This is a genomic window from Rheinheimera sp. A13L (assembly GCF_000217935.1).
Taxonomy (GTDB): Bacteria; Pseudomonadota; Gammaproteobacteria; order Enterobacterales; family Alteromonadaceae; genus Pararheinheimera.
This window is the reverse complement of sequence record NZ_AFHI01000008.1, coordinates 1-19,284: the sequence shown is the minus strand read 5'-3', so window position 1 is coordinate 19,284 and position 19,284 is coordinate 1. Positions and strand designations below refer to the sequence as shown.

Sequence of the window (19,284 nt, the reverse complement as noted above, 5' to 3'; positions counted from 1 at the left end):
AATTTCCTGGCCTTTATTTTATCTCGTTAAAAAGTATTACTTTTTAAACTTGGCAAAAGCCTGAGCAAAAGCATCACCCATAGCTGCATTCGGCACTTCAGCTGTTTTAGCTGGCTTAGCCGCTTTAGACTGAGATGAGCCTGAAGAACGTGACGCCTCTTTACCCGCTCCACCAGCGCCTTTCACCGCAGGTTGTTCGTCCATCCGCATCGTCAGCGCAATACGTTTACGGTCCAGTTCTACTTCCAGCACTTTGACTTTGACAATATCGCCTGCTTTGACCACCTGATGCGGGTCTGAGACAAACTTGTCGGTTAAAGAGGAAATATGCACTAAACCATCCTGATGCACACCTATATCAACAAAAGCACCAAAGTTGGTGACGTTAGTGACCACACCTTCCAGTAACATGCCTGGTTTTAAATCGGCCATGGTTTCAACGCCATCTTTAAATACAGCTGTTTTAAATTCAGGGCGAGGGTCACGACCTGGTTTATCCAGCTCTTTAATGACGTCTTCTACTGTAGGCAAACCAAAATGTTCGTCGACAAACTCAGCCGGGTTCAGACCTTTTAAGAAAGCGCTGTTGCCCAGTAGTTGCTCTATAGGCTGGCCAAATTTCGCCAGAATTTTTTCCACTAAAGGATAAGCTTCAGGGTGAACAGAAGACGAATCCAGCGGATCAGAACCTTTGTTAATGCGCAGGAAACCGGCGGCCTGTTCATAGGCTTTAGGGCCTAACCTGGCTACTTTGAGTAAATCTTTACGTTGCTGGAAACGACCATGTGTATCACGGTACACCACGATGTTTTGTGCCAGAGTCTTGTTTAAACCAGCGACGCGGGACAATAAAGGCACTGAAGCCATATTTAAATCCACACCCACGGCGTTTACACAATCTTCCACTACCGCATCCAGTGACTTGGCCAGCAAGCTTTGGTTGACGTCGTGTTGGTACTGGCCCACACCTATAGCTTTAGGCTCAACTTTCACCAGTTCAGCTAAAGGGTCTTGTAAACGGCGGCCTATAGACACAGCACCACGTAAAGACACATCCAGATCCGGGAACTCTAAAGACGCTAATTCAGAGGCTGAATAGACTGAAGCGCCAGCTTCAGACACCATAATTTTGCTGATGTTTTGTTCTGGCAGCAGTTTGATCACATCGGCCGCTAACTTATCGGTTTCGCGCGAAGCCGTGCCGTTACCAATAGCAATCAGCTCAATTTTATGTTGTTTGGCTAAAGCCGCTAAAGTGCGGACTGACTTGTCCCAGTGATTTTGTGGCGCATGTGGGAATATAGTGGTTTGATCCACCAACTTGCCGGTTTCATCAATAGCCGTCACTTTCACACCAGTGCGTAAGCCAGGGTCCAGCGCTAACGTCGCGCGCATACCGGCAGGGGCGGCCATTAATAAATCTTTTAAGTTACGGGCAAATACCTTTATGGCTTCTTCTTCAGCCTGCTCCCGTAATTCGCCTAATAAATCGTTTTCTAAATGCAGGTGTAATTTTACTTTCCAGGTCCACTGCACAGCGGTACGCAGGAAATCGTCGGCTGCGCGGCCTTGCTGACGTACATCAAAATGATTGGCAATCATTTGCTCACAGACTGCATGAGCTGAAGCATCGTCGGCATCTGGCTGTAATTGCAGGTTTAAAATACCTTCGTTACGACCACGGAACATCGCCAGGGCGCGGTGTGATGGTACTGTTTTAAAGGATTCTTTGTGTTCAAAATAATCGCGGAACTTAGCGCCTTCCTGCTCTTTGCCTGCCACCATGCTGCTTTTCAATACAGCGTTTTGGCTTAAATGACGGCGTAACTTGGCCAGCAAAGCAGCATCTTCTGCAAAACGTTCCATCAGAATGTATTTCACGCCATCCAGCACTGTTTTAGTGTCAGCGAAACCTGCTTCGGCATTAAAGTAACTGGCGGCTTGTTGTTCTGGTACTAAGTTTGGGTCGTTAAATAAAGCGTCAGCTAAAGGCTCTAAACCTGCTTCAATGGCAATTTGACCTTTGGTGCGGCGTTTGGCTTTGTAAGGTAAATACAAATCTTCTAAACGGGTTTTATTGTCCGCTGCTAATAATTCCTGCTTCAGTTCCGGTGTCAGTTTGCCTTGTTCGTCTATGGTTTTGATAATCACCTGACGTCTGTCTTCCAGTTCACGTAAATAAGTTAAACGTACATCCAGGTTACGCAACTGGGTATCATCCAGGCCACCTGTCACTTCTTTACGGTATCGGGCGATAAAAGGCACAGTAGCACCTTCGTCCATCAGTTGAATAGCGGCGGCAACCTGCTCAGGGCGTGCTGAAATTTCCAGAGCAATTTGTTTAATGATCATAGACATAACTTAAAGCTTCCTTAGCAGCTGGCGGCTTTACCTTAAGTAAAAGCCAGACTGGTTCTTATCAATTGCGGCAATTGTCCACTGTTAGGGCCAAAAAATCCAATAGCAAAACGCTGAGCGCTTAACTTAGCCAGCCCAACACCTTACGTTTCCACTCTGCGTAAGGGGCAAAACGTACCGGAGGTTCAGGCCAAAGCGGGCGTTTCAGCACCGACTTCAGATGACTGAACTGCTCAAAACCTGCTTTGCCTGAATATTGCCCCATGCCACTGGGACCTACGCCACCAAAGGGAAGTTCAGACACCGCCATAAACATCAGTACATCGTTAATACACTGACTGCCACTGCTGATTTGTTCTACCCACTGCTGTTGCTGTGAGCTGTTATTACTAAACAAATAAGCAGACAGTGGCTTATCGCGTTTTTGCACAAAACGCACTGCAGCGTCAAAGCTATTGATAGAAAGTATCGGCAAAACAGGGCCAAAAATTTCCTCTGTCATCAGGCGGCTCTCAAGCGGCGGGTCCAACACCAGAGTAGGGCTGAAATACAGCTGCTCTGCATCAGTTACACCACCACAATACACTGATACACCATCCAGATAACTTTGCACCCGCTGTAAATGACGTTGATTAATGATGCGGCCATAATCCGGGCTGAGCTTTGGATCCGCGCCATACATCTGTTGCAACTGCGTTTTAATTTCTTCAGCCAGCGCCTGACAAATATCTTTGTGCGCCAGAATATAATCCGGCGCTATACAGGTTTGGCCTGCATTCAACCATTTACCCCAGGCAATACGTTGTGCTGTCAGCTTTAAATCTGCACTGCTGTCGACATAAACCGGGCTTTTTCCACCCAGTTCTAAAGTTACTGGCGTTAAATGTTCGGCTGCGGCACGCAATACAATTTTGCCAACCTGGCCATTGCCCGTGTACATAATATGATCAAAAGGCAGCTTCAACAGTTCCGTGGTTTCAGGCACGCCACCTTCCACTACAACCACAGCTTCTTTATCTAAATACAAAGGCAGCAAACGGGCCACAATGGCCGATGTAGCTGGGGCTAATTCAGAGGGTTTTACTACAGCGCAATTACCAGCTGATAATACAGCCACTAAAGGGGCTAAGGTCAGTTGCAGCGGATAATTCCATGCGCTGATAATCAGTACAGAACCATAAGGTTCTGGCTGAATGAAAGCCATAGAAGGGAAGGTTCGCAATCCTGTGCTGACCCGGCGTGGCTTAGCCCAGCTGTTTAGTTTTTTCAGGCAATGTTTGATATCGCTGTGCAGATAGTTGATTTCACTCAACAGCGCTTCAAAGGCTGGTTTGGCTAAATCCTGCTGCAACGCCTGCAATAACTCAGTTTCGTGTGTAGTCAGTAACAACTGCATTTGCTTTAATTGCTGCTTGCGCCAACTCAGGCTTTTAGTTACGCCGCTGGCAAAAAACTCTTGTTGTTGACTTAATAGCTCTTGATACATAACACACCTTAGCCTTTGGCTTGCGGATACCAGATTTTGTTAATCCACCATTCTTTTATACCAGTGGGAGTGGGCACTTGCACTTCATCATCTGCTTGTTTTTTGATCAAAGCACGGGCCATAGGCGCATCGATAGAGATATAGTCATTGCGACCATAAATTTCATCAGGCCCGACTATCCGGAAGGTCAGTTGCTCGCCTTCATTATTTTCAATCTCGACCCAGGCACCAAAAAACACACGCCCTTCCTGCTGGGGCGCATAATCCACCACTTTAATAACTTCAAGGCGCTTGCGTAAGTATCTGATCCTTCTGTCTATTTCACGCAGAAGCTGTTTGTTGTATTTGTAGTCTGCGTTCTCCGATCTATCGCCCAGGCTGGCCGCCCATGACACTTTAGCTGTGGTATCGGGGCGTTTTTCCCGCCATAAATGGTTTAATTCCTGTTGCAAGGCTTCATAACCTTCGCGGGTGACTAATTCTGTTTTACTCATGCTATCCGGTGTTGATTGTAAGAATAAGGATCTCTGTTCTGGTTCGACTTTATAACCATTTAACGGCGAAGTGGAAAGAGAAGGCCATGAATTTCAACAGATTACTCAGATGCTTAAAAATGTTCACTTTTCCCCGAAACAAAATTAAAAATTAAAAATATATTTAAATCAATCATTTGCATATTAATCTAAAAATAATTCAAAATATTTATTCACTGTCATTTAGATGTAACAAAAATATGCTAGGCGATTTTGGCTGGGCCAACTATAGTGAAAATGTGCTTAATAAAGGAGGCCAACAATGAAAGCAAAATTAACAGGTCTGATAGTCCTTGCTATGGCTCTTGTGATGACAGGGTGCAGCTCTACACCAGATTACGCTTATGTGATTGATCAGAAGACCTTAGAAAAACAGGAAAATTCAACCCGTTTGGGTGCTCATACCGGCCATGTGGTCTGGATGAACCCACCACTGCGCAAAGTAGAGAAGGTGCAACCTGAATAAGTTGCCTAAATCGAATCAGACAAACTTTGTAACAACTGAACCCGGCGCATGCCCTCCATGCTCCGGGTTTTTCGTTTATAGTGCTCTTCATTTTGTGGAGGGATTTATATGCTCGGACAAGAAACAACAAAAATTTTAGTAGTAGATGACGATATGAGATTACGTTCGTTATTAGAGCGTTATCTGGTAGAGCAAGGTTATATTGTCCGTACCTCCGCCAACTTTGAACAGATGCAACGTTTAATGGAACGCGAAAACTTCCATTTGGTGGTGCTGGATCTGATGTTGCCGGGCGAAGATGGTTTATCCATTTGCCGTAAACTGCGCCAGCAGGAAAACGAAATCCCCATCATTATGTTGACAGCTAAAGGCGATGAAGTGGACCGTATTATTGGTCTGGAAATGGGCGCTGACGATTATCTGCCTAAACCTTTTAATCCTCGTGAATTGTTAGCCCGTATTCGTGCTGTATTACGCCGTAAATCTAAAGAGTTACCTGGCGCGCCATCAGTTGAGGAAAGTCAGGTGAAGTTTGGTCCTTTTGTATTTAACCTGGCGACCCGTGAAATGCGCAAAGGTGAAGAGCTGATGCCTTTAACCAGTGGTGAATTTGCTGTACTTAAAGTGCTGGTCAGTCATGCCCGTGAACCTTTGTCGCGTGATAAATTAATGAACATGGCCAGGGGCCGTGATTATTCAGCCATGGAACGCAGCATTGATGTTCAGGTATCGCGCCTGCGCCGTATGCTGGAAGACGACCCGACTAACCCTCGTTATATTCAAACCGTCTGGGGTTTGGGTTATGTGTTTGTGCCTGATGGTGCTGTTAGCTAAATGCGTTTGTTTCCGCGCAGCGCTTTTGGTCAGACAGTATTTCTGATTGGTATTTTATTGCTGATTAATCAGTTGGTGTCTTATTTATCCGTGGTTTATTACGTGATTAAGCCCAGCTATCAGCAAATTAACCATCTGATCGCCAAGCAAATTAAAGTGGTGTTTATCGACGTGGAGCACAACGAGGTGCTGCTGTCGGAAGAGTTGACCAGAAGATTCCAGCAAGCCACAGGCATAGAAGTTTATACCGATGCGACTGCGCCTTTACATGGCTTAAACGAAGCCAGCTTTTACCAGTATTTTTCTGAGGAAATGTCACTGGAACTGGGAGGTCCTGCAGAAGTACGTATTGCTCAGCAAAGCAGTTATGCCTTTTGGGTGAAGCCACCGCAGGCTCCGCAGTATTGGGTCAAAGTACCTTTAAGTGGCCTGGACGAAACCGATTTTTCTCCGCTGAAGATCTATGTTTTTGTGATCGGCTTTTTAAGTGTGGCTGGCGGCTGGTTATTTGCGCGGCAACTGAACAGGCCTTTGCAGGGTTTACAGCAGGCGGCTCTCAAAGTAGGGCGGGGCGAAATGCCAGACCCTCTGCCTGAGCACGGCTCTACCGAAATTATCGCTGTAACTCAGGCTTTTAACCGTATGGCCAAGGGTATCAGTCAACTGGAAAAAGACCGGGCTTTGTTAATGGCTGGGGTGTCGCACGACTTACGCACTCCGTTAACCCGTATTCGTTTAGCCAGCGAGATGGTCAGTGAGCAGGACAGCTGGATCAAAGACGGTATTGTCAGTGATATCGAAGATATGAACGCTATTATCGATCAGTTTATTGACTACATTCGCCATCACAAAGAAGAAGCGCTGGATGAAGAAGATTTAAATCTGTTGGTGCAGGAGCAGATCAGCGCTGATCGGCTGCAAAAACGTGAGATTATTGCCAACCTGAATGAGCAAATACCGCTGGTGCCGCTGCGCCGTATTGCCATCAAACGGGTGCTGAATAACCTGATAGAAAACGCACTGAAGTATTCAGAAGGTGTGATTGAGGTCAGTACTGGTGTAGAACGTGCCAGCCGTAAGGTCTATGTGCAGGTGCGGGATCATGGCCCTGGTATTCCTGAACATGAAATGCAGCGTATGTTTGAGCCTTTTGCCCAAGGGGATACAGCCCGCGGCAGCGGAGGTTCAGGTTTAGGTTTAGCTATTATCAAAAAGATTGTGGATATGCACCATGGTCAAATCAGTATGCATAACCATGCTTATGGTGGCTTGGTAGTGACAGTGTATTTACCGGTGAATCAAACTAAAACTGCATAAAAAAGGCTCCCATTGGGAGCCTTTTTAATCAAATCAAATCAAAGCATTAAGCTACTTTTGGACCTGCGTTGCGAATTGCATCAGATACATCGTATTTCTTAAAGTTGTTAGCAAACTCAGTAGCCAGTTTAGTGGCATATTCATCATAAGCCGCTTTATCAGCCCAGGTGTCTCTTGGGTTCAGCAAGTTGCTGTCCACACCTGTTACTTTCAACGGCACATTCAGGTTTAACTCTGGCAAGTGCACAGTTTCAGCAGTGGCTAATTCGCCTGAAACAATAGCGTCGATAATGCCGCGTGTTGTTGGGATATCAAAACGTGTACCAACACCATGTGGACCACCTGTCCAGCCTGTGTTAACTAAATACACTTTGCTGCCGAACTCACGTACACGTTTGATCAACAGTTCTGCATATACACCAGCTGGGCGTGGGAAAAACGGCGCACCAAAACAGGTAGAGAAAGTAGATTCAATAGCAGATGTTGAACCAATCTCGGTTGAACCTACTTTGGCTGTGTAACCACTTAAGAAGTGATAAGCAGCAGCTTCTTCTGACAGTATAGAGACAGGTGGTAATACACCACTGACGTCACAGGTCAGGAAAACAACAGCTTTAGGTTCACCGGCACGGTTTTCCAGCACACGTTTTTCCACATGAGCTAACGGATAAGCAGCGCGGCTGTTTTGCGTCAGGCTGGCGTCTTTGTAATCCGGAGTACGGTTAGCATCTAATACTACGTTTTCCAGAATAGTACCGAAGCGGATCGCATCCCAAATCACAGGCTCGTTTTTCTTCGACAGGTCGATACATTTAGCGTAGCAACCGCCTTCGATGTTAAACACAGAGTTTGGTGCCCAGCCGTGTTCGTCATCACCAATCAGGAAACGTTTAGGGTCAGCAGACAAGGTTGTTTTACCAGTGCCTGACAAACCAAAGAATAAGGTGGTGTCGCCAGCTTCGCCTACGTTGGCCGAACAGTGCATTGGCAATACGCCTTTGGCTGGCAACAGGAAGTTTTGTACTGAGAACATGGCTTTTTTCATTTCACCGGCATAACGCATGCCAGCTAATAACACTTTGCGCTCTGCAAAGTTGATCATCACAGTACCGTCACTGTTGGTGCCGTCACGTTCAGGGTTACATTCAAACGAAGGTACGTTCAGAATTTGCCAGGTTTCTTTGCCTGATGTGTTCCACTGAGCAGGAGTAATAAACATGTTTTTGGCAAAAATATGCTGCCATGCGGTTTCAGTGGTCACTGTCATCGGAATGTAGTGTTCCGGGTCTGCACCTACTTCAAGGTGAGAGACAAAATGTTCTTTGGTCGCAATAAAATCGCTGACACGAGCCCAAAGCGCAGAAAACTGCACCGGATCAAAAGGACGGTTAACGTTGCCCCATTGAATATCCTGCTCTGTGCTGGCTTCTTTAACGATAAAACGATCAGTAGGTGAGCGACCAGTTCTGTGACCGGTTTTAACCACCAAAGCGCCGTTATCCGCTAATACACCTTCGTTGCGACGAATAGCGTGTTCAACTAAATCGGCCACTGTTAAATCAATGTGGCGGGTGATTGTAGAGGTCATTGTAGGGTGACTCCTTGAGGTACGTAGGTCAGTAAATTTATGGTTTTTAATAGGGTTCAGCCCGATTGTACTCCATTTGGATGGCCAAAACATCCAGCAATAACGGCTTTTGTTGGAAATTTCATGGAAAAATGAAAGGTTACGAGATGGGTTACAGAAATGTTTTAGCCACAGTAGGGCAGAGATGCACTCTGCCCTACTGCAAGCTTTTTACTAAAACTTATTCAATAATAAGGATAATTCAGCGCTGTCAAATTGATAAGTGCTGTTGCAGTAGTCACAACTGATCTCCAGTTTGCCTTCTGCTATATGCTCTTCGATGGCTGTTTTGCCCAGACTAATGATGGCTGATTCACATTTTTCGCGTGAACAACCACAGACAAAACGTATCGCCTGATGCGGAAATACTTCGACTTCTTCATCATGATACAAACGGTGCAGCATTTGTTCTGTAGGTAAGTTCAGCAATTCATTGGCTGTGATGGTGTCTGTTACTATCACCAGATCGCTGAAGTCCTGTTTGGCTTTTTCCGGATCAACAGGCAACACCTGCAGCAACAAACCAGCAGCGCGGCTTTGATTTTCGGTCAGATCAGTGAACAGATATAAACGGGTGGGCAGTTGTTCAGACTGCGCAAAATAAGCTTCTAAGGTGTCGGTCAGGCTGTCGCCGGTCAGAGGGATAATGCCCTGATAACGTTCGCCTTGTTTAGGCGTAATAGTCACCAGCATATAACCTTCACCTATCAGATCACGAAAACCTGTGGCACCAATTTCCGCTTGCAGCCGCGCTACACCGCGGAATTCCTGCTCTGCACTGCCATTCACCGCCGCAAAACGTACAGGGCCATCCCCTTGCAACTGCACAGCTATATCGCCGTCCAGTTTTAAGGTGGCGGTCAGTAAACTGGTTGCAACCACCAGTTCAGCCAGCAATTGTTTCACCGGGTAAGGGTAATCATGGTTTTGCAGCATTTGTTGCAAACTGTCAGAAACATAGGCGATTTCGCCGCGCATATCGCGTTGATTAAATAAAAAACGTACTAAAACATCTTGATTCATAACATTACCTTAGGGCCTAGGATTGCTGTGATTTAATCAGCAGCAACTGCCGACGCATTTTTTTGTCAGGTTTGGTGTCCGGATGAGGCGCAAACAGCAAATTCATTTTACGCAATTCAGCTCGTTCCAGTTTCAGCTTCTGACTTTCTTCTGTTTCCTGATACAGAGCTTGTGCCAAAGGCGCAGCCAGCCTTTTTTCAGACAAGGCCATCACAATCACAGTTCTTTCGTCTGTGCCTTGTGTCAGTTTAATGCTTGCTCCAACTTCCACTGTTCTGCTGGCTTTACAGCGCTGGCCATTATAATGAACTTTTCCGCCTTCGATCATGTCTTTTGCCAGGGCTCTGGTTTTGTAAAAGCGACAAGCCCACCACTTATATGTTTCTAATTATGTATCCACTTAAAGACCTGTAAAGCCAAAAGTTAAGTAAATATTAACGTTAATCGACGCATTACAGATAAAAAATGGATACATTTTTTAGGATACATTTATTTCAAGCGTTGTTGAGTAGGTATTCCAGCATTAAGGATACAAAATTCGCGTTTTTATGCCTTGGACTCAAAGTGATTTTCCAGACCAAAGGTCCAAAAAAGCTCAAAACCCATCACATCTGAAATTGAAGCCGATTATGATTGCTGCGATTTAAGTAACAACAATTGTCGCCGCATTTTTTTGTCAGGCTTGGTATCAGGATGTGGAGCGAAAAGGTTGTTCATTTTTCGAAGTTCGGCCCGCTCCAAACGTAAAGTTTGGCTTTCGCTGGTTTCCTCGTATAACGCCTGAGCGAGGGGGGCAGCAAGCCGTTTGTCTGATAAACCTTTTACAATAATTGTTTTTTCATCAGTACCCTGTGTGAGTCTAATGATCGCGCCAACTTCAACCATTCTGCTCGCTTTGCAGCGCTGCCCATTATATTGGACCTTACCACCCTCAATCATGCTTTTTGCCAAAGTCCGGGTTTTATAGAATCTCGCTGCCCACACCCAACTGTCCAGGCGAACCGAATCAACATTATCTTTACTCATAAGTCCTCGAAAAGCGATGCCAAGGCCTGCTACCAAAAGTATGAATTGATTATACATGATGATGACTTTTTGAGTGATTTCGACTTGCTGTAGGATTGCATACACGAATTGGCAACGATGCTTTTCTTTCCATCCTCAACTCGACTTTCATAACTCTATGCGTCACAGAAATTAATCTCAAACAAAACGGCGTTATCTGCCAATAGCTGACATTCGGCGTTGTAGTAAATACCTGATCATCACTTCTTTTACTATCATAAACCGCTGGATAAATTCCCAAGTGTCTAGCTTGAGTATATTCAAGAACAATTAGTGTACTGACTGTATAAATTTTGTCGGACTCAAATTTACTGATTTCAGAAAAACCTGTTGAAATAGAAGTACATCAGCGTTAGTTTGGTATGAGTAGAAATCAGGAAAGAAGGCAGAAAAATGTTCGACTTGTGGGCGAAAAACCTTCTATTAAATTGTTAGGAGTTTCATGAAGTTTTATCACTTTACACGAAGGGGCGCCGTAGATGGCATTCTCAAGCAAGGCATTTTGGCAGGGATCGCCCCATTTGGATTAAATAATATTTTTGTTTCATTAACTTCATTGTTAGATCCAAACGATAACGGACTAATAACTGGGCAAAAGCTTGTTGAAAATATCTCGCCTCAGTTTGATTTTATGGCAGGCCATTATCCCAATTTAATCTCAGGATTAGCCCCCTGCAGAGAATTGCAGTTATTCGATCAAACCGAAGTAGCTCTGGAGATAGAAATCGATCAGCATGATCCTAATTTGATGGACTACGATTCTTTTATAGATCTTGCTCTAGAACGACTTAAGCACAATCAAACAAAAAAAGTCTTGTTCAAAGCAGCTGGCTTAGCTAGTGCAAGATTTCCAATTGGGGGGCCGAATGATGCTCAAGACGCAGAAGCAAAAAGGATAATTAACAGTAACCAGCCTATTGCTCCTCACTGGTATTTTTACCGAGGTACAATTCCAGCATCAATGATTACTGTTAAATATAGAAATGAGTCAGGCTTATACTCCTAACAAGTCAATCAACTACGCGCCTTTCAGGCGCCGGACGCAGCAAAGCTGCGCCGGTTATTGAGGCGTTATACCAATAAGGAGTGTCTATGAGCATTAGTGTATTTCTAAGCCATAACCACAAAGATAAGGATTTTGTTAGAAGACTGGCCTCTGATATTGAAAGTCATGGAATTAGGGTTTGGTTAGATGAAGCGGAAATGAAGATTGGCGATTCCCTAATTCAAAAAATTAGAGAGGGGATTGATAACGTTGATTATTTTGCTGTAATTCTTTCAAATAATTCAGTTAAAGCACCTTGGGTAGAAAATGAACTTGACGTTGCAATGAATTATCAGATTGCAGGAAAAATAAAAATACTGCCCATAATTCTTGAAGAGGTTGAGCTGCCTAGTTTCTTGATAGGTAAGCTATATAGTAATTTTTCAAAAATTGGATCATACAACATTGAATTAAAAAGACTTATTACCAGTATGGGTATAGTTTTTAATAAAAATGTTGTATCACCTAGAGACGGTTCTAGCTTAGGACGATCTTTAGACTCAGCAAATATGGTCGGCTTGCCAATTATGTCGGCACCATTCCATAGGCCTTATCAATATCTTGGCATGACCATACCTGACGTGGAAAAAGTTGTTGGTGTAAAAGCAAATGAAGCACGGAACATAATTGTTGAAAGTGAACATTGCAAAATGGTTCTTTGGGGTGAAGGAAATTTTGTAAGTTTCGTTGAGGTGGATTTATTGAAAACTGCACCACACTCTCAAAGTACAGAATTCAACAGTGAAGCTTTATTAGGCGCTTTAAGTATAGGGGTTCATGAATTAGAACTCGTTAGGAAAAAAACTGATTTCCATACTTATTATGATCACAAAAAGAGAATAAAGGTTACTGCTAGCTGCTTGTATGACGGAGCTCCACTTTCGGTGAGCTTTGGAACCAAGTATTACAACATGTAAATTGGTATAACAAACAAAGGCGGCCGACGCCTACCGCGCAGCTGCTTTGGGCGTTATGTTTGAGAGGTGCCTTTGTTTAGCAAACAGTTTTTCCAAGCTTTGATTTGGATTGAAATGACTCCTTTTGTTTTATGTCTATTTTTAGGCGTAATCCATTTGTTTCAGTACGATCTTTGGGTCTCGTTTAAGGTCTGGTTGTTTACATTCGTTTTTTTACAGCCATTCTTCCTTGTACCAAAGTGGCGCTTGTTAAAATCTTTAGCAAAGGGTAATCGTTTGTGAGCTACACCATAAAACATAACAAGCCGCGCCATTTGCAGCCTTCGGCTGCTGCGATGCTCACAAGTTCGCGCGCATGCGCGGGACGTTAACTGTATGGAGACACCGTGAAATATTTTGCTTACGGATCAAATATGTCACTGCCAAGGCTTAAAGAAAGGGTCCCAAGTGCTGTGCGAATAGGTGTGTTTAAGCTTTCTGAACATTCGCTCCGGTTCCATAAGGTGAGTAAAAAAGATGGATCGGGGAAATGCGATGCGCTATTCACCAGAAATCCCAGTGATTATATAGTTGGCGCACTGTTCGAAATATCAAACTACGATAAAGGCGCGCTCGATAGAGCTGAAGGATTGGGTTATGGGTATCAGCAAAAACAGGTCTTGGTAAATGATGCTCAGGGCAATGCCGCAGAAGCTGTTACATACTATGCAACAAATACGGATTCTTCTTTGCTGCCTTACTCTTGGTATCTATATCACGTTATATATGGTGCGAAAGAAACAGGGGTTCCAGCAGACTACCTAGATACCTTGTCAGCTACAAAGAGCAAGGAAGACCCTGATACAGAAAGAGATGCAAAAGAACGTGCAATATACAGTTAACAATCGCAGCCATAGCGACGGCTTTTTCGTTGCGGCTTCGCCATCACTGCAAAGCCCCGCATGCTGCGGGCGTTAGGCCTACCAAGAATACTGTCATCAAAGGGATTTATGCATACTACTCTCCATAAAGAATTGTTGGCACAAATTGCAAAGTTAAAAAGAGTTACTCAAGAGCTTTCATTAGAAAGTCTTGTTAATTTTGTCTGGATGCAACAACATAAGTTTAACCACAACCAACTAAATAACTGATCCTAATAATGCTACACCCGCTTGCTCCCATGCCCACCACCCGGGAAGGGTGAAACCGTGTCCATAAAATGCTCTACCCGTTCCATTAATTCATCCATCGACCGGCACGTATGATTCCGGGTGATGGTTTCATGCAACGAATGCCACAGCAGCTCGATTTTGTTGTGCCACGGGCTATAGACAGGCAAAAACAAGAGCTTGAATTTCGGGTTATTCTTCAGCCATTTCTCTGCGATTTTACTTTTGTGAATGATGTAGTTATCAACAATCAACGTAATGGTTTTGGCACTTCTGTAGCGCCTGCGCAGTGCTCTGAGTAAGTCGATAAACAGCACTGTATTTTTAGACGTTGAGCCCACATAGGTCACCTGGCCTGAACTGCTGTGCAGCGCACCTGCCAGGAAGTGTTTCTTGTTCTGTCCCGGTGTGACGACTTTGCGTTGTTGGCCCCGCAATCCCCAATCAGCACCAATTTTCGGATTTAGATGGATATCCACTTCATCTTCATAGAAGACTGGATTTTCCGCGTCACAGGCTGCAAGTGCCTGTTTTATCGCTGCTAATTTTGTCTCTTTATCCGGGTCTTTTATCTGCAATGTCGGTGCAGCACGTCGCCAGACAATTCCGTGCTTGGGTAGCCAGCGCCGGATAGTCGAGCTATGAACCACAATGTTCAGCGCCTCACGAATAACGATACTGAGCAATTCACTGCTCCAGCGTGAACGCTGGTAGCCAAAATTCTGTGGCCTGAAACTGATAAGTAGCTTAAGTAACTCACCGATAAATGTCGGTGGAAAACGCACTTTCTTCCCAGGCATATCTGCTTGTAACCCATCAAGGTCATCAGCGAGATACCACTTAATCCAACGATTTACACTGGATCTTGCAGCCTGTAGCAATCTGGCAATCTCAGCTTTGGGTTTCCCCTGAGCCCACAACAAAATGGCGTTTGCTCTGCGAGCCAGTGGCCTGTTTGGGTTCCATTGCACTATTTTTTTCAGGCGGTACAGCGTCTGTGGTGTAAAAAATGGTAACGTATTCATACTCAATGCGGTTGGTGTCTTTGGTTTTGTTTGGCGACTGATCAGATCGCGTAAACCGCATTGAGTTCCCTTCCGCAAGTGATCTATTAAACGGAACAGTTATTTAGATAAAGTTCACTTAAGTTCCCCCTTAAGGCAGGGCATGTATCTACTTGGAATCGCTTGCATTCAAGCTGAACCAAGTGAACCAAAAACCTTGGATGAAGGGAAGAATACTCAGCTTATTAATTTACTAAATGAGATATTTAATAAATATGTATTGGCGTATTTCCCTCAAAAAAGTCAACTGTTACGGGGATTAGATAAAAACTGGCATAAACACCGAGAGATAGCTATGCCAGCCTTTATACATTATTTCACTACGGGGTTTAACGTTTCTTCAGGCCTATACCGATGCCTGGCTTACTCCAATCTCTGATCTCGACAAAATTAAGACCTCTGCTAAATCCACATTAATATGCTTCCCTTACAGGAGCTGACGTAAAAACCCCAAGCCAGCCGGAACCTGCAAGCAGTGAATTTTACTGACTGCATGATTCATGAGCGTTGAGATGGATCCGTTGATTAGTTAATAAATATCTGAATAATCTCAATGAGTGTGGGCCGTCAGTGATAACCTTTGTTTTCTGGCAGGAAGTGGCAAAGTGTACGTTGGCGGCCTTCGCTTTTCTAAGGCTTAGCAACCACGATTGACATTCCGTAAAAATCAGCGATCATTAACTGTGTTTATATACAGTATTTTGGTGTTATGACAATTCAGTTTATAGGGTTCGCAGAACCTACTACCCACTACAGCATTCCCCTATACCAGAGCAAAATCCCTGCTGGCTTCCCTTCGCCTGCACAGGACTATGTAGAGCAAACGCTGGATTTAAACGAGCTTTGCATTAAGCGACCTGCAGCAACCTACTTTGTTCGGGTTGAAGGGGATTCAATGATTGATGCGGGTATTCATCCTGACGATATCCTGGTGGTAGACCGCTCGGTCACACCACAGCATGGCGATATTGTGATCGCTCAGGTTAATGGCGAATTTACAGTGAAAGAACTGGCATTGACGCCTGAAGTGCAATTAATACCACGCAATAAAGCCTACCCACCTATCACCTTTACTGATGATGCTGAGTTGGCACTATTCGGTGTAGTCACCAACATTGTCAGGCAGATGACCCGTTCAAAAAGAGCGCAGTAGTATGAGTCGTGTATTTGCTTTGGTGGACTGCAACAACTTTTATGCGTCATGCGAAAAGCTGTTCCGCCCTGATTTGATTAACCGCGCTGTGGTGGTGCTGTCTAATAACGATGGGTGTGTAGTAGCTCGGTCAAAAGAAGCCAAGGCTATGGGCATAAAAATGGGTGTTCCGGTGTTTCAGATCAGGGAGCTGTTAGAGAAAAACAATGTGGTGGCTTTTTCGTCTAACTATGCACTTTATGCCGACATGTCAGCTCGGGTGATGCGCACTTTAGAAGAAATGGCTCCGGCTGTTGAAGTGTATAGCATAGACGAGGCTTTTCTGGATTTATCAGGGATAGCCAGTGCACTCAACCTGACAGACTTTGGTCATCAGATTCGTCAGCGTGTTCAGCAGTGGATAGGGATTAGTGTTTGTGTAGGGATAGCGCCAACTAAGACCTTGGCAAAGCTTGCTAACCATGGCGCTAAATCATGGCCTAAAACGGGTGGTGTGGTGGACTTAACCAGTAAGGAACGGCAACGCAAGTTGATGGCCTTATTGCCTGTCAACGAAGTGTGGGGTATTGGTGGCAGGCTCACTAAGCGGCTGGAAGTGATGGGTATTCATACGGCACTGGATTTGGCTGATGCACCGACAAAACTGATACGCCAGCAATTTTCAGTGGTGGTCGAACGCACAGTGATGGAGTTGAACGGTGAATCCTGTATTGAGCTTGAAGACATACCGCCGACAAAAAAAGAGATTGTCAGCTCAAGAGCCTTTGGTGAGCGAGTCACAGAGCTGGCTGCAATGCACGAAGCCATATCTGAATACGTGCATAGGGCCTGTAAAAAACTAAGGCAAGAGCGCTGCCAGGCGAAACGTATCAGTGTCTTTTTAAGAACTAGCCCCTTTAGTGATCATCAGCTAGACCCTTACTACTCAAATAGCCGCAGTGCAGAACTAAGCTACCCATCCGACGATACCCGCGATTTTCTGCATGCAGCCAGTAAGCTTTTGGATGCCATTTGGAAAGACGGTTTTCGGTATGCCAAGGCGGGAGTCATGCTTTCAGACTTCTATGCCCATGGTGTATGCCAGCAAGACTTATTCGCCACCAGCGACACAGTGCGGGGTAACTCTGCATTAATGGGGCTAATGGACCAAATCAACGAGCAAATGCCCAACTCTCTGTACTTCGCTAGCAAAGGCACCAAACAGTCCTGGGGAATGAAGCGAGAGCTGTTGTCGCCTGCTTTTACCACTAGTTGGAATGCTCTACCCAGAGTCAGGTAGCTGATAATTAGAGTTGTTTTGTGCCAAAAGCGGAAATTCGGTGTTGTGTTAAATCCCTATATAGTCCGTCCATTTATTAGCCCAAACCACTGGATAAATTTCCAATTATCCAGCTTGAGTAAATTCGAGAACTGCTAGCTTACTGCCTGTATAAATTTTTTCGCACGCAAATTTAGTGATATCAGAAAAATCTATTGAAATTTAGGTACATTAGCTTTAGCGTGGTATGAGCTGAATTCAGGAAAGAAGGCGTAAAAATGTTCGACTTGCGGGCAGAAACCCTTCTATTAAATTGTTAGGCAATTAGTATGGCTGGTACAATTTTAATATCTGAAAAGACCGGGGTGCCGCTTAGTAGCGGAGGCTTTGAATTCATCATTGAAGAGATTCGAAAAAGATTTCGCGATAGAGATTCTTCATTCATGGAAAATATCTATCGTCCGTACGATCATGAAGGCATGATGTTCATTAGCCTTATCGATTCACCTAAAGACGAATTCGTGACGTTTTTGAGGGCTGCCGAAATAGCTTTCAAAGATGTCGATGTATCTCACTGGTCTCAGCCGGTTTGGGCAGAACTGATAGAGCTGCTTTCTAGCGATGTTCGTAATGCCTAACCAGGCGTTCAACGCGGACAGTTTGCAGCGGGGCATTTGCTTCGCAAATTTTACACCCCGCTGCAAACCACTCCGCCGGCAGGCCGGCTCCGTTCTGCCGGTTAACTTGGCGTTAGGGTTAGCACCCTCAAACTATTGCATAAGGCTGACATGAAATATCAAGACTGGTTGAATGAGGCAAATAGCAAAATAAATGAAGCGCTAGTTAGTTGCTTCAATAGCCAGCACCTCGGCGGATGGAATGAGAATCATATAACGACTAAAGTCATGGAAGCCATTGAAAGCTTAGGCCTAGAAATAGATTGGATTGACAAGGCTCAAAAAGTACGGTGGGAAGGCTTTAAACTAAAAGGCACGCCGGAAACAAGTTTTGGTGATATAGCAGTAATAGTAAAAGTTTGGGTTACAAGTGACCGCTTTGTTGAGGGAGTTGCATTTTACGAAGCTAAGAGACAGTTTTTTGATGACAAATGGAACCCGAAAGGTTTTACATCAATCAAGCAAGAACAACTTGCCAACATAATTTCAAAGACACACGCTAGCAATGTATTGCTTTATGATGTAGATCTTGAAGAGCAAAAAGCGTGTGCCTCTGCAGTCCCAACTGCACTTGTCGACGAATTGGAAAAAGCTAAATTAGCATCAAATTCAGGGCGAGTGCTGCACCACTATGGTGATCTCTGGGTAAAATCTTTAGGTAATAATTTACTCGGCATGCATTTGGATTTTAGAAAAGAATCAGTCGATGAAATAAAAAAATTGTCACACGGCGTAGATAGACCATTAATTATTATAAATGCCGCGGTTGCCAAAATGAAAACCCTAGAGCCAAAGATCGATAACTCATTTATAAATAAAAATCTTTATGAAAGACTGACAACACCTAACGAGCCTGGGCCTGCTGTTAAGACTGAACCTCGTAATGATGGCCCAGGTGGGCCTCGCATGTAGCGCTAACAAGGCGCTGAAGTCTCACGTTTTACTCGCGGGGACAGGCAAAAGCCAGCCCCTTAGCGTAATCGTTATGTTTGAGAGGGGCAATTGTTTAGCAAACAGTTTTTCTAAGCTTTGATTTGGATTGAAATGCCCCCTTTTGTTTTATGTCTGTTTTTAGGGGTAATCCATTTGTTTCAGTACGATCTTTGGGTCTCGTTTAAGGTCTGGTTGTTTACATTCGTTTTTTTACAGCCATTTTTCCTTGTAACAAAGTGGCGCTTACTAAAGTCTTTAGCAAAGAGTAATCGTTTGTGAACTGCAGCATAAAACATAACAAGCCGCGTCACTTGAGGCCTTCTGTTGCGGCGAGCTCACATGTTCGCGCCCCTTCTTGAAGCGTTAACGTCCGGTATTCG

The 19,284-nt window shown here is 44.5% G+C and carries 17 protein-coding genes and 1 pseudogene; 10 read left to right on the top strand and 8 right to left on the bottom strand.

What is annotated here, in order from left to right:
• Positions 1–36: 36 nt before the first annotated feature.
• The 3 genes from RHEIN_RS05295 to greB all read right to left on the bottom strand — a co-directional run bounded on the left by RHEIN_RS05295 (position 37) and on the right by greB (position 4,338).
• Positions 37–2,358 (bottom strand): Tex family protein, encoded by a 2,322-nt coding sequence (locus tag RHEIN_RS05295; RefSeq protein ID WP_008897941.1) that lies wholly within the window; start codon positions 2,356–2,358, stop codon positions 37–39.
• 121 nt (positions 2,359–2,479) lie between these two features.
• Entirely contained in the window at positions 2,480–3,844 is a 1,365-nt protein-coding gene (locus tag RHEIN_RS05290; RefSeq protein WP_008897940.1) for an aldehyde dehydrogenase family protein, read from the bottom strand.
• Positions 3,845–3,852: 8 nt separating this feature from the next.
• A complete protein-coding gene (gene greB / locus RHEIN_RS05285) occupies positions 3,853–4,338 on the bottom strand; it encodes a transcription elongation factor GreB (protein ID WP_008897939.1) in 486 nt (161 codons plus the stop codon).
• A 301-nt stretch (positions 4,339–4,639) separates the two neighbouring features.
• Here greB and RHEIN_RS05280 point away from each other — a divergent pair, with 301 nt between their 5' ends.
• The 3 genes from RHEIN_RS05280 to envZ all read left to right on the top strand — a co-directional run bounded on the left by RHEIN_RS05280 (position 4,640) and on the right by envZ (position 6,994).
• On the top strand, positions 4,640–4,843 hold the full coding sequence (locus RHEIN_RS05280; protein ID WP_008897938.1) for a hypothetical protein: 204 nt from the start codon (positions 4,640–4,642) through the stop codon (positions 4,841–4,843).
• 108 nt (positions 4,844–4,951) lie between these two features.
• Positions 4,952–5,677, top strand: a complete 726-nt coding sequence (gene ompR / locus RHEIN_RS05275; RefSeq protein ID WP_008897937.1) for an osmolarity response regulator transcription factor OmpR — start codon at positions 4,952–4,954, stop codon at positions 5,675–5,677.
• The gene (gene envZ / locus RHEIN_RS05270) at positions 5,678–6,994 is read left to right on the top strand and encodes a two-component system sensor histidine kinase EnvZ (protein WP_008897936.1); all 1,317 of its coding nucleotides are present in this window, start codon (positions 5,678–5,680) and stop codon (positions 6,992–6,994) included.
• A 46-nt stretch (positions 6,995–7,040) separates the two neighbouring features.
• On the opposite strand, the gene RHEIN_RS05265 is transcribed toward envZ, so the two are convergent.
• The 4 genes and pseudogenes from RHEIN_RS05265 to hslR form a co-directional block, all read right to left on the bottom strand.
• Positions 7,041–8,582, bottom strand: coding sequence for a phosphoenolpyruvate carboxykinase (locus RHEIN_RS05265; RefSeq protein ID WP_008897935.1), 1,542 nt, complete (start codon positions 8,580–8,582; stop codon positions 7,041–7,043).
• 213 nt (positions 8,583–8,795) lie between these two features.
• Positions 8,796–9,644 carry an Hsp33 family molecular chaperone HslO gene (gene hslO / locus RHEIN_RS05260; protein WP_008897934.1) on the bottom strand — a complete coding sequence of 283 codons (849 nt, stop codon included), beginning with the start codon at positions 9,642–9,644 and terminating at the stop codon, positions 8,796–8,798.
• A 16-nt stretch (positions 9,645–9,660) separates the two neighbouring features.
• Positions 9,661–9,990: pseudogene (locus RHEIN_RS05255) on the bottom strand (S4 domain-containing protein); the annotation flags it as partial.
• A gap of 281 nt (positions 9,991–10,271) precedes the next feature.
• A complete protein-coding gene (hslR, locus tag RHEIN_RS05250) occupies positions 10,272–10,727 on the bottom strand; it encodes a ribosome-associated heat shock protein Hsp15 (RefSeq protein WP_237704340.1) in 456 nt (151 codons plus the stop codon).
• A gap of 424 nt (positions 10,728–11,151) precedes the next feature.
• Here hslR and RHEIN_RS05245 point away from each other — a divergent pair, with 424 nt between their 5' ends.
• The 3 genes from RHEIN_RS05245 (at position 11,152) to RHEIN_RS05235 (ending at position 13,552) form a co-directional block, all read left to right on the top strand.
• The gene (locus RHEIN_RS05245; RefSeq protein WP_008897931.1) at positions 11,152–11,715 is read left to right on the top strand and encodes a hypothetical protein; all 564 of its coding nucleotides are present in this window, start codon (positions 11,152–11,154) and stop codon (positions 11,713–11,715) included.
• Positions 11,716–11,801: 86 nt separating this feature from the next.
• Positions 11,802–12,671 carry a toll/interleukin-1 receptor domain-containing protein gene (locus RHEIN_RS05240; protein ID WP_008897930.1) on the top strand — a complete coding sequence of 290 codons (870 nt, stop codon included), beginning with the start codon at positions 11,802–11,804 and terminating at the stop codon, positions 12,669–12,671.
• 386 nt (positions 12,672–13,057) lie between these two features.
• Entirely contained in the window at positions 13,058–13,552 is a 495-nt protein-coding gene (locus tag RHEIN_RS05235; RefSeq protein ID WP_040554561.1) for a gamma-glutamylcyclotransferase family protein, read from the top strand.
• 260 nt (positions 13,553–13,812) lie between these two features.
• Here the strand turns inward: RHEIN_RS05235 and RHEIN_RS05225 are convergent, their stop codons facing one another.
• Positions 13,813–14,844 (bottom strand): IS630 family transposase, encoded by a 1,032-nt coding sequence (locus tag RHEIN_RS05225; protein WP_008897927.1) that lies wholly within the window; start codon positions 14,842–14,844, stop codon positions 13,813–13,815.
• A gap of 748 nt (positions 14,845–15,592) precedes the next feature.
• On the opposite strand from RHEIN_RS05225, the gene umuD reads away from it, so the two are divergent.
• The 4 genes from umuD to RHEIN_RS05200 all read left to right on the top strand — a co-directional run bounded on the left by umuD (position 15,593) and on the right by RHEIN_RS05200 (position 18,883).
• The gene (gene umuD / locus RHEIN_RS05215; RefSeq protein WP_008897925.1) at positions 15,593–16,036 is read left to right on the top strand and encodes a translesion error-prone DNA polymerase V autoproteolytic subunit; all 444 of its coding nucleotides are present in this window, start codon (positions 15,593–15,595) and stop codon (positions 16,034–16,036) included.
• A 1-nt stretch (position 16,037) separates the two neighbouring features.
• Complete coding sequence (umuC, locus tag RHEIN_RS05210) at positions 16,038–17,315, top strand: translesion error-prone DNA polymerase V subunit UmuC (RefSeq protein ID WP_008897924.1); 1,278 nt, start codon at positions 16,038–16,040, stop codon at positions 17,313–17,315.
• 308 nt (positions 17,316–17,623) lie between these two features.
• Positions 17,624–17,932 (top strand): hypothetical protein, encoded by a 309-nt coding sequence (locus RHEIN_RS05205; protein ID WP_008897923.1) that lies wholly within the window; start codon positions 17,624–17,626, stop codon positions 17,930–17,932.
• 150 nt (positions 17,933–18,082) lie between these two features.
• Positions 18,083–18,883, top strand: coding sequence for a hypothetical protein (locus RHEIN_RS05200; protein WP_008897922.1), 801 nt, complete (start codon positions 18,083–18,085; stop codon positions 18,881–18,883).
• Positions 18,884–19,284: the final 401 nt, after the last annotated feature.